This is a genomic window from Terrabacter sp. P5_B1 (genome assembly GCF_056400505.1).
This window is the reverse complement of the sequence record NZ_JBFULD010000063.1, coordinates 1-15,009: the sequence shown is the minus strand read 5'-3', so window position 1 is coordinate 15,009 and position 15,009 is coordinate 1. Positions and strand designations below refer to the sequence as shown.

Genomic DNA, 15,009 nt, shown 5'->3' with positions numbered 1-15,009 from the left:
GCACTGGTGTGCGGGTGCCCGCTCAGCCCTTGACGTACGAGAGCTTCTCGCAGACCTTGCCGTCGCGCAGCTGCACGACGTCGACGCCGCGCACGTGGCCGGGCGACCCGTCGGGGGCCACCCAGTCGAACCGCCAGCGCAGCACCCCGCGATCGCCCGCCACGAATGACTCCTCGGCGGTGAAGGCCGGGCTGCCCGTCCCGGTGAAGAGCGCCTCCCACACCGCGCGGACGTCCGCCGCGCCCTCGTGGCGGATGCCGTCCGGTGCGGGTCCGGTGGCCTCGAACACGCAGTCGTCGGTCATCAGCGCCATGATCGCGTCGACGTCCCCGCGCCCGAACGCCCCGGTGAAGGCTGCGAAGCCCGCGTGCGCCGGTCCCCACGCGGCATCGCGTCCGAAGCGGGCGAGCAGGTCGCTCTGCGGATCGCCGCGCGACGGCATACGCGGCCCGACGGCGCCGACGGAGCGGTAGGCCTCCTCCACGTCGTCGAACCACGCCGCCACCTCGGCGACGAGCCCGGGGTCGAGCATGCGGTCACGCCCGGTCGCGGCTGCGAGGTCCCAGCCGTGGACGAGGTGGTCGGCGACGAGCTGGCGGACGTACTCGTCCATCGACTCCTCGCCGTAGGACAGGTGCACGGTGCCGTGGAGGGGAAGCGTCTCCTCGACGACGCCGATCGCCTCGATGGCGGCCGAGGCCGCGACGCCGCGTGGGTTCTCGCCGAGGAGGTTGCCGTCGAGGTGGGACCCGACGTCGGCGATGGTGAAGCCGCGCATCAGGGGAGAGGTCCAGAGGTCCTCGCCGACGACGTGGTTGACGAGGTCACGCACCGTCCAGTCGCTGCACGGGGTCGGCAGTTCCCACTGGTCGTCCGCGACCCCGGCCGACTGCTGCGCCCACCACCGCACGCTGCGCCGGTAGGTCTGACCGAGGTCGGGACCGGTCTGCTGGGTCTCGGTGGCTGTCTCCACGACGTCCTCCCATCGCCCCTGCACGTTCCAGTGTGCCCCGGCGACGGGCCCGCGTCAGGGCTTCGGCCGTGGACCTCGAGGGTGACCTCAGGGAGTGCGGTCGCGCCTGCTGACGGGGCCCGCGACGTCGCTCGAGGTGTCGCCCGAGATGTCGGCCGTCTCGGCCGCGACCGCCCTGGCCTCACGGCGGTGCTTGACGAACTCGTAGACCATCGGGAGCAGCGAGACGAGCACGACGAGGAGGATGGCGTACTCGATGTTCTTCGTCAGGCCCGGGAACGCCTGACCGAGGAAGAAGCCGAGGAGGGTGATGCTCACGACCCAGGCCACGGCCCCGACGGCGCTCCAGCCGAAGAAGCGCTGGCGGTGCATCCGGCCGATCCCGGCCACGACCGTGATGAACGTGCGGACGATGGGCACGAAGCGTCCGAGCACGAGCGCGCGGTTGCCGTACGTGTCGAAGAAGTGGTTCGTCTTGTCGAAGTTGGCGGTGTTGATGAACCGCCCCTGCCGTTTGTAGAGGGGTCGCCCGACGCCCCGGCCGATCTCGTAGCCGACGACGTTCCCGAGGAAGGCCGCGACCGTGAGCCCCGCGATGGCGGCCCCGAGGTTGAGGTGGATCTGACCCGTCGCGATGAAGAGGCCGACGGCGAACAGAAGCGAGTCACCGGGCAGGATCGGGAAGAGCAGGCCGCACTCGACGAAGACGATGACGAGGGCGATCGCGAAGAACGCGCTCCCGTACTGCTGCAGCAGGTAGGTGGGGTCCATCCACTTCGGGCCGAGGGCCGGAGCGACGGCCGGCAGTGCGGCGAGTGCGTGCATGGGTCACAGGGTATGCCGTGTGCCGGTGATCGCCTGAATCGTCGCTGTCAGGAAGCTGAGCAGTCCTCCATCCGACGACTTTTGCAGGCCCTCCTAGACTCGGTGCGTGGAACCAGAGGTGGGCGTGGGCCCGTGGGAGGGCCCGTGGCCCGTCGGGGACCAGTGGGACCCCGAGCTGCTCGGGCACGGGGACCGGCGCAACGTCGTCGACGGCTACCGATACTGGCGCCACGACGCGATCGTCGCCGACCTCGACACCAGGCGTCACGACTTCCACGTCGCCGTGGAGAACTGGGGCCACGACTTCAACATCGGCTCGGTGATCCGCACGGCGAACGCCATGGGCGCACGGGCCTTCCACATCGTCGGCAAGCGTCGGTGGAACCGGCGCGGCGCCATGGTCACCGACCGGTACCAGCACGAGCGCCACCATGCGGACGCTGCGGAGCTGGCCGACTGGGCACGGTCCGAAGGGCTCGTCGTCCTCGGCGTCGACAACCTGCCGGGATCGGTCCCGCTGGAGACGTTCGACCTGCCGCGTCGGTGCGTCCTCGTCTTCGGCCAGGAGGGTCCCGGACTGTCGGGGCCGATGCGCGCCGAGTGCGCGGCCGTGCTGCACATCGAGCAGTTCGGTTCCACCCGCTCGATCAACGCCGGTGCGGCCGCCGCCGTCGCCATGCACGCGTGGGTGCGCCGGCACGTCTTCGACCAGCGCGTCTAGCTCAGCCCTGCGGGTCCCGACCTCGCCAGCGCAACGGCTCCTCGGCATACTCCTCGACGACGTGCGCGGCGACGCCCACCGAGCGGGCGACCTGGAAGACGACCTCGCCGGACTCGGCGGGCAGGTTCAGCGCGTGGAGCACCGCGGCGCTGCCGAGGTCGATGTTGGGCAGCCCCCCCGTGCGATCGGCGACGAGGGCGGCGAGGGCCTCGACGCGACGCCGCAGCCGGACCGTGCCCGGCCGCCGCCACACGGCCTCGAGGACGACGTCGGCCCGAGGGTCGCCGTCCGGGTAGAGGAAGTGGCCGAACCCCGCCACCACGCCGCGCTGACGGACCGACCGGCCCACGAGGACGGTCGGGTCGACGCCGTCGGCCAGCAGGGCGTGGGCAGCCACGGGCGCAGCGCCGTGGAGGGGACCCGCCATGGCGGCATACGCGGCCGAGAGGCAGTCGTGCAGGCCCGCGCGGGTCGATGCGGCGACCCGGGCCGCGACCGTCGAGGCCGTGAGGCCGTGGTCGAGCAGGGCGACGAGCAGGACCCGCAGCAGCTCGACGTCGGCGCGCGCGTCGGGCGACCCGCCCAGGGCCGCCAGCGTGAGCGCCGTCAGGTCGGTCGTCCCGGGGGCGGGCGCGTCGGCCCCGCCGGACACGAGCATCAGCGCCGACCTCAGCGTCGGCATCGCGGAGGCCCTGACCTGCTCGGGGTCGCTGTCGGAGGCGAAGGGGTCGGCGGCGGCGACGAGCTGGATCGCCACCGGCATCCGGCGCTCGAGCGGGAGGGCGGAGACGTCGACACCCGCGACCGGGGACGGTCGCGACGTCTGCTGATGTGGCACCGGCGTTCCCAGCACGAGGGCGGCAGCGTCATCGAGCGAGCCGAGGGCCACGACGTCCTGCAGGGGACGGCCGCGGTAGAGCAGGTCGCCGTCGACCTGGCTGCTCACGGAGGTCGCGATGCTCCGGAACCGGAGGACCGGCTGCGGGCTGCCCGGAGGACGGGTCGCCGACGCCATGGCGTCGATCTGCGTGCGGTCGAAGAGGCTCTCCTGCTGGCCCGGACGTCGCTCGCTGCGGAGCAACCCCCGGCTGACGTAGGCGTAGAGGGTCGCGCGCTTGACGCCGAGCCGCTGTGCAGCCTCGGTCGTCGTGATCCACGTGCCTGACGGGCCCGCCATGGTGCCTCCGGGTTGATCGGGTCAACAGTGGACGCGATCAACATTGACGGTGTTGATCAACATCGCTGAGAGTGACGAGTGAACCCGAGAGGAGCACCACATGTCCACCAACCCCAGCGGTTTCATCACGGTCCCCAAGGGCCTGGCCAAGGTCGTCGTCACCGACACCGAGCTCGGCGACGTCCGCGGCGACGAGGGCTTCTTCCACTATCGCCAGTACTCCGCCGTCGAGCTGGCCGAGCGCGTCGGCTTCGAGCAGGCGTGGCACCTGCTCTTCCACGGCCACCTCCCCGACCCCGACGAGCTCGCGGCGTTCACCGCGGCGGTCGGGCGGCTGCGCGTCATGCCGGCCGGCCTCGCCGACCTGCTCCCCGCCGTCTGCGCGACGACGACCGACTCGCTCCAGGTGCTGCGCACCGCCTTGTCGGCCTGGGGTGGCATCGCCGGCGTCCGTCCCCTCTACGACTGCGACGAGGACGAGAAGCTCGCCGCAGCCCTGGCGTCCGTCGCGATCACGCCGACGATCCTCGCGGCGGCCCACCGGCTTCACCACGGGCTCGAGCCCGTCCCGGCGGACCCGGCCCTCGGCCACGCCGAGGACTACCTGCGCATGGTGACCGGGCGCCTGCCGGCCGCGCGAGACGCCCGGGCCGTCGAGGAGTACCTCGTCGCGACGATGGACCACGGCTTCAACGCATCGACGTTCACGGCCCGGGTCATCGCGAGCACGGGCGCCGACCTCGCGGCCTGTCTCGTCGGCGCCATCGGCTCGTTCTCCGGCCCGAAGCACGGGGGCGCCCCGAGCCGGGCGCTCGAGGCCCTCGACGAGATCGGCACCCTCGACCGGGCCGACGGGTGGGTGCGCGAGCGCATCTCGTCGGGCGACCGGATCATGGGCTTCGGCCATGCCGTCTACCGCACCCGCGACCCACGCTCGGAGATGCTCAAGGCGATCGCGCGCGGCTGGGACGACCCGCTCGTCGCCCTCGCGGTCGGGGTCGAGGACACCATCGAGACGGTCCTCGCCGAGCTCAAGCCCGGCCGCGAGCTCCACGCGAACGTCGAGTTCTACGCGGGTGTCGTCATGAAGCTCGCGGGCCTCGACCCGTCGATGTTCACGCCGACCTTCTGCGTCGCCCGTGCGGTCGGCTGGACCGCGAACATCCTCGAGCAGAGCCGCGATCCCAAGATCATCCGGCCCGCCGCGCGCTATGTCGGCCCGCCTCCGCCCCAGCCGGTGCCGACGGGTGCGCGCGCCCCCCTCCCGGCATGAGCGACCGTCCTCGGGGGCGCTCCGCTCCCACCCGCCCCGAAGCGCATCGAGCAGGCCCCGACGCATCCGTCCGTCGGGGCCTGCTCGGCGCGACCGGGGGAGCATCCGGTCGCTCGTCGTCGCCCGGAGCCCTTCCGGAACGCCACGTTCACCGTAGGCCAGAACGGCGTGGTCGGCTCGACGAACAGGTCAGAACTGGCCAAGGTGGTGTCAAGGAATCGTCGGCTTCACGTCAGGAGGAGGCCGGCCGTCGAGCGGCACCTCTGGTCCGAGCTGCGTGAGGGCGCGGCCTGGGTCTACCGACACGCCACGCTCGGGCCGTACGCCGTGGCGCTGCACCTGTGGTTTCGCCGACGCCATGGTGACGACGGCGCTCGTCTACTTCGCGACGACCGAGCTGCACCTCGACCCGATCGCGGTGGGACTCGTGCTCGCCGCGACCGGCGTGACGGGCGTCCTGGGCGCCGGACTCGCCCCGCGGCTCGGGGTGCGCTTCGGCACCGGACGGGTGATCACGACGATCGAGTGGCTGAGCCCTGCGGCATACGCCCTCCTCCTGCTCGCTCAGCCGGGCCCGTATGCCGTCGTGTGGCCGCTCGTCGCCAACGCGCTCTTCGGTTTGGTGATGGGGCTGCGCGGACCGCTCGAGATGAGCTATCGCAACCTCGAGACGCCTGACCGGCTCGCGAGCACCCCGCGGTGCGTGGGCTCACTCCGGAGCGCTGAGCGCCTGCTTCCACGAGACCCGGCCCCGGGTCTGCAGGAGCGAGCGGCGGTAGATCCGCTCGCTGACGACGATGGTCCCGGCCGAGAACGCGGCCATGACGAGGAGCGCGAGCACCGGCTCCCACCACGCGGCGTCGCCCGCGAGGAGGCGCCCCGGCATCGACACGACCGACGCGATTGGCACGAACGAGGCCACCTCGAGCGCCTTGCCGCTCAGCCCGAAGCTCGCGACGTAGACGACCATGAGGACCATCGTCATCGGCGCCGTCGTCGACTGGAGGTCCTCGGTGCGCGAGGCGAGCGCGCCGGCGACGGCGTAGAGGCACGCGAGGGCGAAGAAGCCGACGGCGAAGAAGAGCACGAACCACACGACCGCCGTCGACAGGGTGGGCAGCAGCGTCGACGCGTCGGTGAACGACACGGCGACGAGGCCCACGGCCGCGAAGAGCACCACCTGGGCCAGGGCGATGGTCGAGTTGCCGAGGATCTTGCCGGCGAGCAGCTGCCGCAAGGGGATCGCCGTGGCGAGGATCTCGACGAGGCGCGACTGCTTCTCCTCGACGACGCTGGCCGCGATCTGCTGGCCGAACATCATCGCGGCCATGAAGAAGAGCAGGGCGCAGGCGAAGGTGGCGCCCTTGACGTAGCCGCTGCTGCCGGCGCGGCCGTCGAAGCGGGTCGTCGTCAGCGTGGTGCCCTGTTCGAGGGCCTTCACGGTGGTGCCGGCCGCAGCGGCGTTGCGCTCGAGGGCACTCTCGCGCAGCGCGGTCTCGACGGCGGTGCGCAGGGCGAGGTCGGCGTCGTCGGCGGACGTCAGGGTCCAGCCCGAGCCGGTCTGGTGCAGCCAGGCGTCAGCGCTGCCGCCGTCGACGAGCGCCCGGGCTGCGGACTCGCCCGCCGCGGGCGTCGCCTTGACGGTCACCTTGTCGTCGGCCTGGTGCGCGGACGTCGCGGCGCGCTCGATGAGCTGGCGCCCCTCGGTGCCGGTGACGGCCACGGTGTAGGTCGTCGTGCTGCTGCTCTGCCACACGGAGAAGGCCCCGAAGCCGGCGATGAAGAGCAGCGTGATGAGGGTCGAGACGAGGAAGGCCCGGTTCGTCAGGCGGACGACGATCTCCCGTTGGGCGACGATGGCCCAGGGGTGGCCGCCACCCTCGTCGACGGAGGGAGTCTGGGGGACGGTCTCGCTGGCGGGACGCTGGGACACGGTGGTCATGCCGTCACCTCACGGTAGATCTGGGCCAGGCTCGGCCGCTGGGGGGAGAACTCGTGCACCTCGCCGCGCCGGAGCGCCTCTTCCAACAGGCGTCGCTCGGCGCCGTGCTCGACGACCTCGACCAGGGCGGTCCGTCCCTCGACGTCGACGGCGTGGATGCCGGCAACACCGCGCACCCAGCCGGCGTCGCCGGAGAGGACGAGCCGGTGTCGCGCGACCGAGAGGGAGCGCAGGTCATCGGGGGTGCCGGACGCGACGACACGTCCGCGGGCCAGCACGACGAGGCGCTCGCAGAGGCGTTCGACGAGGTCGAGCTGGTGGGAGGAGAAGAGCACTGGGACGCCGCGCGTGGTGTGCTCGCGCAGCAGGTCGGCCATGTTGTCGACGGCCGCCGGGTCGAGGCCGCTGAACGGCTCGTCGAGCACGAGGGCGCGCGGCTGGCCCATGAGGGCGGCCACGATCTGCACCCGTTGCTGGTTGCCGAGCGAGAGCTTCTCGACGTGGTCCTTGGCCCGGTCGGCGAGGCCGAGCCGCTCGAGGTGGCTCGTCACCTCGGCCTTCGCCGCAGCGGCGCCGAGTCCGCGGAGCCGGCCGAGGTAGACGAGCTGGTCCAGCACCGGCTGCTTGGGGTAGAGGCCGCGCTCCTCGGGCATGTAGCCGAAGTGCCGCCGGTCGAGCTGGGTGATCGGTCGGTCGTCCCAGAGCACCTGGCCGCCGGTGGGGGACAGGACCCCCATGAGCATGCGCATCGTCGTCGTCTTGCCCGCACCGTTGCCGCCGACGAACCCCGTGAGCCTCCCGGCCGGGACGGTGAAGCTGACGTCGTCGACGGCGCGGATCTCGCCGAAGGTGCGAGACAGCCCTCGCACCTCGATGTCCGCCGTCGCACGTGGTCTGGTGAGTCGGTCCCCGTTGTCGCTCATGCCGCCCACCGTAGGGGTGCGCTGGTGGCCGCAGGATCAGTCCCGGGAGGGATCCTCTGCATCCCCCGGCAGGATGAGTCCGGCCTCGTAGGCGAGGACGACGGCCTGGACCCGGTCGCGGAGGTGGAGCTTCGCGAAGACGTTGGACAGGTGGGTCTTGACGGTGGCCTCCCCGACGAAGAGGCGGGCAGCGACCTCGGCGTTCGACAGGCCTCGTCCGACGAGCCCGAGCACCTCGAGCTCGCGCGGGGTCAGCTCGTCGAGCCGGGGGTCCCGCATGCCGCACGCTGCTGCCGCCCCGTTCGTCCCGTGCGTCCCGTGCGGCCCGGTCATCTGCTCGATGACCCGGCGGGTCACCTCGGGCGCCAGCAGCGCGTGGCCGCCCGCGACGGCGCGAACCGCCTCGACCAGGTGCTCGGCGTCGGAGTTCTTGAGCAGGAAGCCGCTGGCCCCGGCGCCGAGGCCCGCGAAGACGTAGTCGTCCTGGTCGAAGGTGGTGAGGATGACGACCCTCGCCAGGTCGTCCGCGACGATCCGGCGGGTTGCCTCGATGCCGTCCATGACCGGCATCTGCACGTCCATGAGCACGACGTCGGGTCGCAGCTCGCGGCTCAGGCGGACGGCCTCGGCCCCGTCGTTCGCCTCACCGACCACCTCGAGGTCCTCCTCGACGGAGAGGATGAGCGAGAAGCCCGAGCGCACGAGCCGGTGGTCGTCGACGAGGAGCACGCGGGTGGGTGCGGTCACGACGCGTCCTCGGGCAGCGGCATACGGACCCGGACGCGGTAGCCGCCGGTCACGCGTGGGCCGATCTCGCTGACACCGCCATGGGCCGCGAGGCGCTCGCGGACCCCGAGCAGGCCGAGACCGGTGCCGGACGAGCCCGAGCGGGGACGGCCGTCGTCGAGCACCTCGACCTCGGCGTAGCCGTGGGCGAAGCCGGGTTCGGGACGGCGGTCCACCCGGACGAAAACCGTTGCGGCAGAGGCGGTCGAGTGTCGGCGGATGTTCGACAGCGCCTCCTGCACGGTGCGGTAGAGGGAGAGGCCAACCGGGCCAGGCACGGCCGCGACCGCGCCGGGGGCGTCCTCGACGACGCGGCACTCCAGCTGCACGCCGGCGGTCGCGACCTCCTCGACGAGGGCAGGCACGTCGGCGAGCCTGGGCTCGGGGGACCGGGCGGACCGGGCGCCGTCGGGCCGCTCGTCCTCACCCGAGCGCAGCGTCCCGAGGAGCTCACGCATCTGGGTGACGGCCTCGCGGGACGACGTCTCGACCGACCTCAGCGCCGTCTCCGCCGCCTCGGCATCGTGCCGCAGCACTCTGCGCGCGGCGGCAGCCTGGATGCCGATGACGGACACGTGGTGGGCGACGACGTCATGGAGCTCGCGCGCGATGCGCAGCCGCTCCTCGACGACGGCCTGCCGCTGGAGGCTCGTGGCCTGCGCGTCGATGGTGCGAGCCTGCTGCGCGAGACGGTCCCGTTGCAGGGCCGCTCGCCACGCGGCCTGGCCCCCGATGATTGCGCCGCCGAAGTAGACGACGTTGACGAGCAGCGAGTAGACGACGTACGCGGCGGGCGGGCTGAACAGGCCCTGCCTGGTGAGGCGCTGGCCGCCGTGGCTCATCGCCTCCTCGACGCCACTGCCGACCGCGAACTGCCAGGTGAGCCAGCCGAACATGAGCAGCACGACGCCGGCGATGACCCCGAGCATCGCCCGCCGGTCCCGAGCCCAGGCCACCCCGGTGAACAGCGCGAAGAAGTAGACGACCTGCATGGGCATCGAGACGGCGATGGCCGGCAGGAGGGTGCCGACTGCGAAGAGGTGCAGGGACAGCCAGGCGGCCACGGCCAGCGGCCAGCGTCGGCGCCACACCAGGGGCACGGTGCCGAGCGCGACCGCGACGTGCGGCCAAAGCCACGAGTGCTCCTGCGCGCCAAGCGCGTCGATGCTGCGCAGCAGCTCCACCCCGAGCGATGCGGTCACGAGGAACGCCAAGGCCACCCATGTGTCGACGCGTCTCGCGCGGGCCGCGTCGTGCGGCATGCGTTCCCAGTCGGTGTCGACGCCTGCCCACGCCGCGACGCGTGCGCTCACCCTGTGGCCCCCGGTCATGGCGCCCAGCCTAGGCAGTGCACCGGAGCTCCGGCTCCCCCGGCAGGAGGAGGAGCCGCGGCGAAGGGAGCTGCGCACTCGAGTGTCGAGTGCTCGTTTGTCGACGGGGGAGGGGTGGGGAGTTGGGCACTCGAGTGTCGAGTGCTCGTTTGTCGACGAGCGCCGGGGTGGGGAGTTGGGCACTCGAGTGTCGAGTGCTCACTTCCCGACGTGACAGACCAGCCCTTCAGGAGTCGAAGCCGACGCCCATGCGGTCGAGGGTGCGCAGCCAGAGGTTGCGTCGGCCGGTGCGGTCCTCGGCGGCGAGCGACGAGCGCGTGGCCCGCACGGCGGCATACCGAATCGGCTCCGGTGGGAAGGGGATCGGCTTGCGGCGCACCATACCCAGCCGGGTGAGCTCGGTGTCCTTGCCGTCGACGAGGTCAAGGGCGACCGCGGCACCGAAGCGGGTCGAGGCGACCCCGAGCCCGGTGTAGCCCACGGCATACGCCATCCGGCCGCCCAGAGCCGTGCCGAAGACCGGCGTGAAGCGCGACGTCGTGTCGATGACCCCGGCCCAGCGGTGGCTGAACCGGATCCCCGCGAGCTGCGGGAAGAGGTCGAGGAAGTGCTCCGCGAGCAGGCCGTGCGAGGCGTCGTCCTGCTCGTACGCCGGGTCGATGCGGCCCGGGAAGTGGTAGTTCGCGTCGTAGCCGCCGAAGAGCACCCGATCGTCGAGCGTCCTTCGGTAGTAGTGGAACTGGTTGCCGGCGTCGGTCAGTCCCTCGCGGCCCTTCCAGCCGATCGCGTCGAGCTGCACCGGTGTCAGGGGCTCGGTCATGAGGACGTGGTCGTAGACCGGGAGCACCCACGCCCTGAGCCGCTTGAGCACCCCCTGCGACGCGTTCGTGCCGATCACGACGCGCCGCGCATGGATCGAGCCCGTGTCCAGCGTCACGCGGACGCCGCCGCCCTCGGTGTCGAATCCCGTGGCGCGCGTGTGCTCGTGGAGCCGGACGCCGAGCGACTCGGCGGCCCGGGCCAGCCCCCAGACGAGGCGGGCAGGGTCGACGAGGGCGACGTCGGGGTCGTACATCCCGGCCAGGTAGCGCCGCGAGTCGACGCGCGCCCGCGCCTGCACGGCGTCGAGCAGCTCCACCGGCACCCCGTGAGCCCGATGGAGATCGTAGGACTCGCGCACGGACGAGACCTGGTGCTCGGTCAGCGCGAACGTCAGCTCGCCGGGGACGTGGAAGTCGGCATCGATCCCGTATGCCGTGAGCGACCGCTCGATGGCCGCGAAGTTCTCGGCCGCGAGCCGGTCGAGCGTCCTCATCTCCTCGGGCCAGCACCCCACGCCCTGAGCGAGCCCGTGGGTGAGCGACGGAGCCATGAAGCCGCCGTTGCGCCCGGACGCCCCGTCGCCCAGCCGGCCGGCCTCGACGACGACGACGTCGCGGGCCGGATCGGCCTCCTTGGCCTGGATCGCGGCCCAGAGCCCGGTGAACCCGCCGCCGACGACGAGCAGGTCAGTGCGCGGCGCGGCGCCCGTCAGCGGAGCCCGCGGGTCGGGGCGCTCAACCCGATCCGTCCAGAACGGGACGGGACGGGCGTCGGCCAGGGCGGCGGCGGCTCGGCGGGAGAGCGGGGAAACAGGCATGACGAGAGGGATTCGACCATGCTTGGCTGTCGCCTGTGAACCCTTCTTCGTTCCAGAGCGATGCCTCGAACCTGGGCCCCGACGAGCTGCTGCGCATCTTCCACGACGAGACACGGGCCCCGATCGGCGTCGGAACGGCCCAGCGCCCCATCGAGGTCGACGGGCTCGTGCGCCGCGAGTACGAGGTCGACGGCGGTCACTGGAACATGATCGAGAGTCCTGACGGCCTCGGCCCGGATCCGGACGAATGGGATCGCGTCATCGCGCGGCAGCGTGACTTCTTCGCCGAGCGGGGCCTGCGCGTCGAGTGGAAGACCTACGACTACGACGAGCCTGCCGACCTCGGCGAGCGACTCGTCGACGCCGGCTTCGTCAAGGAGGACGACGAGGCGCTCATCCTGGGCGAGGCCGCGCCCCTCGCCGCCCAGGACATCAACCTGCCCGAGGGGGTCGTCGTGCGTGCCGCCGACTCCGACGAGGACTTCGAGCGGATGGCCGCGATGCTCGAGGTCGTCTGGGGTGAGCCGCAGGCGTGGGCCGTCGACTCGCTGCTACCACGGTGGTGGGCCGAGCCGGCCTCGATGGACGTCGTCGTGATCGAGGAGTCGCGCGAGGGACCGGTGCTCTGCGCGGCGCGCGCGGAGTACGACACCAGCGGGTTCACCGGGCTCTGGGGCGGCTCGACCCTGCCCGACTGGCGTGGCCGCGGGCTCTACCGTGCGACGCTGCTCCACCGCGCCAGGCTCGGCCTCGAGCGCGGCAAGGACTACGTCCGCGTCGACGCCTCACCCGACTCCGAGCCGATCCTGCGCCGCCTCGGCCTGCACCGGGTCGCGACGACGACGCCCTACGTCTTCGACCCGCGATCCTGACCCGGCGTCGCCCCCGGCGTTGCCGCTGAGCGGGCGCTCACCGGTTCGTGGGCACCCGCGACCACGACACGGCATACGTGGCAGGATTTCGAACGGATCGTGAACCCGCTTCCCCGACAGCAGGAGTTGCAATGCCCATCGCCACCCCCGAGGTGTATGCCGACATGCTCGACCGCGCGAAGGCCGGCTCCTTCGCGTACCCCGCCATCAACGTCTCGAGCTCGCAGACGCTGAACGCCGCGCTCAAGGGCTTCGCCGACGCCGGCTCCGACGGCATCATCCAGGTCTCGACCGGCGGCGCCGACTACCTCTCCGGCCCGAGCATCAAGAACATGGTCAGCGGCTCGCTCGCCTTCGCCGCCTACGCGCACGAGGTGGCCAAGAACTACCCCGTCAACATCGCGCTGCACACTGACCACTGCCCCAAAGACAAGCTCGACGGCTTCGTGCGCCCGCTCCTCGCGGCCAGCGCCGAGCGCGTCCAGGCCGGCGGCACGCCGTGGTTCCAGTCGCACATGTGGGACGGCTCGGCCGTGCCCCTCGACGAGAACCTCTCGATCGCGCAGGAGCTCCTCGCCCTCGCCAAGGCCGCGAACGTCATCCTCGAGATCGAGGTCGGCGTCGTCGGCGGCGAGGAGGACGGCGTCGAGGGCGCCATCGACGAGAAGCTCTACTCGACCCCCGAGGACGCCATCGCCACGATCGAGGCCCTCGGGGCCGGCGAGAACGGTCGCTACCTGACGGCCCTCACCTTCGGCAACGTCCACGGCGTCTACAAGCCGGGCAACGTCAAGCTGCGCCCCGAGATCCTCCTGCAGGCGCAGCAGGCCGCGGCCAAGCAGCTCGGCCTGTCCGACGACGCGCGTCCCTTCGACCTCGTCTTCCACGGCGGCTCCGGCTCGCTGCCCGAGGAGATCTCCGCCGCCGTCGACAACGGCGTCGTCAAGATGAACGTCGACACCGACACGCAGTACGCCTTCACCCGCCGCATCGCCGACTGGATGATCTCGGGCTACGCCGGCGTCCTCAAGGTCGACGGCGAGGTCGGCAACAAGAAGCAGTACGACCCGCGCGCCTGGGGCAAGGCGGCCGAGGAGGCCATGGCGGTGCGCATCGTCGAAGCCTGCACCGCGCTGCGCTCGGCGGGAACCCACGCGTGAGCGACAACCTCCTGGGCATCCCCGAGACGCGTCTCGCCGTCGACCCGGCCGCCGAGAAGCTCGTGGCCGGTGTCGACCCCGTGCAGGTGGCCGCCGCCTACCCCGCGAGCTCGCTCGCGTGGGCGGTCCTGGCCGAGGACGCGCTCGCCGACGGCGACCGTGACGTCGAGGCCTACGCGTACGCCCGGACGGGCTACCACCGGGCGCTCGACTCGCTGCGCAAGTCCGGCTGGCGAGGGCAGGGTCCGGTGCCGTGGTCGCACGAGCCCAACCGCGGCTTCCTCCGGGCGCTCGCGGCGCTGGCCCGGTCGGCACGCGCCATCGGCGAGAGCGACGAGGAGGCCCGCTGCACGCAGTTCCTGCGCGACAGCTCGGCCGAGGGTGCGCGCGAGCTCGGTCTGTAGGGACGGGTTCGCTCCAGCGCATGACGCTCTTCTGCTCCGACGTCGACGGCACGCTGCTCGACCATCGACGCACCCTCTCCGACCGCACCGTCGCCGCCATCCGGGCGGTGCGGTCGGCAGGGCACACGTTCGTGCTCTGCAGCTCGCGCATGCCGGCGTCCCTGGAGGGGCTCGAGCGGCTCTGCGGGGTCGAGCCGACCCCGCTCATCGCCTACAACGGCGGTCTCGTGCTGCGCGCCGACCGCTCCGTCGTCACGGACGTGCCGATCACCTCGGAGGACGCCCGGGCCGCGTATGCCGTGTGCGAGCATCTCGGTCTGCACGCGAGCTTCTTCGCCGGGGACGACTGGTACGCTTGGGGCCCCGACCAGTGGACCGAACGCGAGGCCACGATCACGGCGGTTGATCCCAGCTCCGCGTCCGCGCACGACTACGTGGCCGGCGGCCTCGTCGACACGCAGCCGCCGCACAAGGTCATGGCCATGGGCGACCCCGCGCTCGTCGACGAGCTCGAGGCGGCGCTCGCCGGGCGGGTAGGCATGGTGACCTACCGGTCCAAGAGGACCTACCTTGAGATCGCCAACGCCGACTGTTCCAAGGGTGACGGACTGCGGGCCCTGGCCGGCGAGCTCGGCATCGACGTCGCCGACACGGTCTTCTTCGGCGACAACCACAACGACGTCTCGGCCTTTGCCGTGGCCGGCACCGCAGTGGCCGTCTCCAACGCGGTCGAGCCGGCGCTCGACGCAGCCACGGTCGTCACCGGTCACCACCGCGAGGACGGCGTCGCCGAGTACCTCGAGGACTGGCTCGCCACCCACTGAGCGCGGCTCGTCTGGACCGGAGCGGCTCGTCGATCACGCACCCCGGCCTGGACGGCGAGGCTGGCAACGGTGGTTACGCACGTACCAGCGCCACCACAAGTCCGCCCGGGCGGAGAAATCCGGTCCCGGGGTGCCCCGGCCGCCACCACAAGTCCGCCC

General features: G+C 72.0%; 14 protein-coding genes. 6 read left to right on the top strand and 8 right to left on the bottom strand.

Annotated elements, in window-relative coordinates:
• Nucleotides 1-22 precede the first annotated feature (22 nt).
• Nucleotides 23-973, bottom strand: a complete 951-nt coding sequence (locus tag AC1DP0_RS06930) for a TIGR03086 family metal-binding protein (protein WP_478083135.1) — start codon at nt 971-973, stop codon at nt 23-25.
• Nucleotides 974-1,060: 87 nt separating this feature from the next.
• Nucleotides 1,061-1,798, bottom strand: a complete 738-nt coding sequence (locus AC1DP0_RS06925; RefSeq protein WP_478083134.1) for a DedA family protein — start codon at nt 1,796-1,798, stop codon at nt 1,061-1,063.
• A 106-nt stretch (nt 1,799-1,904) separates the two neighbouring features.
• Between AC1DP0_RS06925 and AC1DP0_RS06920 the strand changes: the two genes are divergently transcribed.
• Nucleotides 1,905-2,519 (top strand): TrmH family RNA methyltransferase, encoded by a 615-nt coding sequence (locus AC1DP0_RS06920; RefSeq protein ID WP_478083133.1) that lies wholly within the window; start codon nt 1,905-1,907, stop codon nt 2,517-2,519.
• Nucleotide 2,520: 1 nt separating this feature from the next.
• Here AC1DP0_RS06920 and AC1DP0_RS06915 read toward each other — a convergent pair whose 3' ends face one another.
• The gene (locus AC1DP0_RS06915) at nt 2,521-3,696 is read right to left on the bottom strand and encodes a citrate/2-methylcitrate synthase (RefSeq protein WP_478083132.1); all 1,176 of its coding nucleotides are present in this window, start codon (nt 3,694-3,696) and stop codon (nt 2,521-2,523) included.
• Nucleotides 3,697-3,796: 100 nt separating this feature from the next.
• On the opposite strand from AC1DP0_RS06915, the gene AC1DP0_RS06910 reads away from it, so the two are divergent.
• Complete coding sequence (locus AC1DP0_RS06910; RefSeq protein WP_478083131.1) at nt 3,797-4,969, top strand: citrate/2-methylcitrate synthase; 1,173 nt, start codon at nt 3,797-3,799, stop codon at nt 4,967-4,969.
• Between the two features lie 709 nt (nt 4,970-5,678).
• Here AC1DP0_RS06910 and AC1DP0_RS06905 read toward each other — a convergent pair.
• The 5 genes from AC1DP0_RS06905 to AC1DP0_RS06885 all read right to left on the bottom strand — a co-directional run bounded on the left by AC1DP0_RS06905 (nt 5,679) and on the right by AC1DP0_RS06885 (nt 11,590).
• A complete protein-coding gene (locus tag AC1DP0_RS06905) occupies nt 5,679-6,911 on the bottom strand; it encodes an ABC transporter permease (RefSeq protein WP_478083130.1) in 1,233 nt (410 codons plus the stop codon).
• Nucleotides 6,908-7,834, bottom strand: coding sequence for an ABC transporter ATP-binding protein (locus AC1DP0_RS06900; RefSeq protein ID WP_478083129.1), 927 nt, complete (start codon nt 7,832-7,834; stop codon nt 6,908-6,910). The genes AC1DP0_RS06905 and AC1DP0_RS06900 overlap by 4 nt, the downstream gene beginning before the upstream one ends.
• A gap of 36 nt (nt 7,835-7,870) precedes the next feature.
• Nucleotides 7,871-8,581: a response regulator gene (locus tag AC1DP0_RS06895; RefSeq protein ID WP_478083128.1), complete on the bottom strand. Its 711-nt coding sequence runs from the start codon at nt 8,579-8,581 to the stop codon at nt 7,871-7,873.
• Nucleotides 8,578-9,951, bottom strand: coding sequence for a sensor histidine kinase (locus tag AC1DP0_RS06890; RefSeq protein WP_478083127.1), 1,374 nt, complete (start codon nt 9,949-9,951; stop codon nt 8,578-8,580). Before AC1DP0_RS06890 ends, AC1DP0_RS06895 begins: the two co-directional genes overlap by 4 nt.
• A gap of 226 nt (nt 9,952-10,177) precedes the next feature.
• Nucleotides 10,178-11,590 carry an NAD(P)/FAD-dependent oxidoreductase gene (locus AC1DP0_RS06885; protein ID WP_478083126.1) on the bottom strand — a complete coding sequence of 471 codons (1,413 nt, stop codon included), beginning with the start codon at nt 11,588-11,590 and terminating at the stop codon, nt 10,178-10,180.
• Between the two features lie 35 nt (nt 11,591-11,625).
• Between AC1DP0_RS06885 and AC1DP0_RS06880 the strand changes: the two genes are divergently transcribed.
• From AC1DP0_RS06880 to AC1DP0_RS06865, 4 genes are all read left to right on the top strand, one after another.
• Entirely contained in the window at nt 11,626-12,462 is an 837-nt protein-coding gene (locus tag AC1DP0_RS06880; RefSeq protein WP_478083125.1) for a GNAT family N-acetyltransferase, read from the top strand.
• Between the two features lie 131 nt (nt 12,463-12,593).
• Nucleotides 12,594-13,622, top strand: a complete 1,029-nt coding sequence (gene fbaA / locus AC1DP0_RS06875) for a class II fructose-bisphosphate aldolase (RefSeq protein ID WP_478083124.1) — start codon at nt 12,594-12,596, stop codon at nt 13,620-13,622.
• Nucleotides 13,619-14,026: a DUF3151 domain-containing protein gene (locus tag AC1DP0_RS06870; protein ID WP_478083123.1), complete on the top strand. Its 408-nt coding sequence runs from the start codon at nt 13,619-13,621 to the stop codon at nt 14,024-14,026. The genes fbaA and AC1DP0_RS06870 overlap by 4 nt, the downstream gene beginning before the upstream one ends.
• A 20-nt stretch (nt 14,027-14,046) precedes the next feature.
• A complete protein-coding gene (locus AC1DP0_RS06865; protein WP_478083122.1) occupies nt 14,047-14,850 on the top strand; it encodes a Cof-type HAD-IIB family hydrolase in 804 nt (267 codons plus the stop codon).
• The last annotated feature ends 159 nt before the right edge of the window (nt 14,851-15,009 follow it).

Excerpts from the sequence above, each read along its gene's own strand:
- AC1DP0_RS06925 (WP_478083134.1), bottom strand. The coding sequence starts at position 1,798 with ATGCACGCACTCGCCGCACTGCCGGCCGTCGCTCCGGCCCTCGGCCCG.
- AC1DP0_RS06885 (WP_478083126.1), bottom strand. The coding sequence starts at position 11,590 with ATGCCTGTTTCCCCGCTCTCCCGCCGAGCCGCCGCCGCCCTGGCCGAC.
- AC1DP0_RS06865 (WP_478083122.1), top strand. The coding sequence starts at position 14,047 with ATGACGCTCTTCTGCTCCGACGTCGACGGCACGCTGCTCGACCATCGA.
- AC1DP0_RS06900 (WP_478083129.1), bottom strand. The coding sequence starts at position 7,834 with ATGAGCGACAACGGGGACCGACTCACCAGACCACGTGCGACGGCGGAC.
- AC1DP0_RS06890 (WP_478083127.1), bottom strand. The coding sequence starts at position 9,951 with ATGACCGGGGGCCACAGGGTGAGCGCACGCGTCGCGGCGTGGGCAGGC.
- fbaA (WP_478083124.1), top strand. The coding sequence starts at position 12,594 with ATGCCCATCGCCACCCCCGAGGTGTATGCCGACATGCTCGACCGCGCG.
- AC1DP0_RS06915 (WP_478083132.1), bottom strand. The coding sequence starts at position 3,696 with ATGGCGGGCCCGTCAGGCACGTGGATCACGACGACCGAGGCTGCACAG.
- AC1DP0_RS06910 (WP_478083131.1), top strand. The coding sequence starts at position 3,797 with ATGTCCACCAACCCCAGCGGTTTCATCACGGTCCCCAAGGGCCTGGCC.
- AC1DP0_RS06905 (WP_478083130.1), bottom strand. The coding sequence starts at position 6,911 with ATGACCACCGTGTCCCAGCGTCCCGCCAGCGAGACCGTCCCCCAGACT.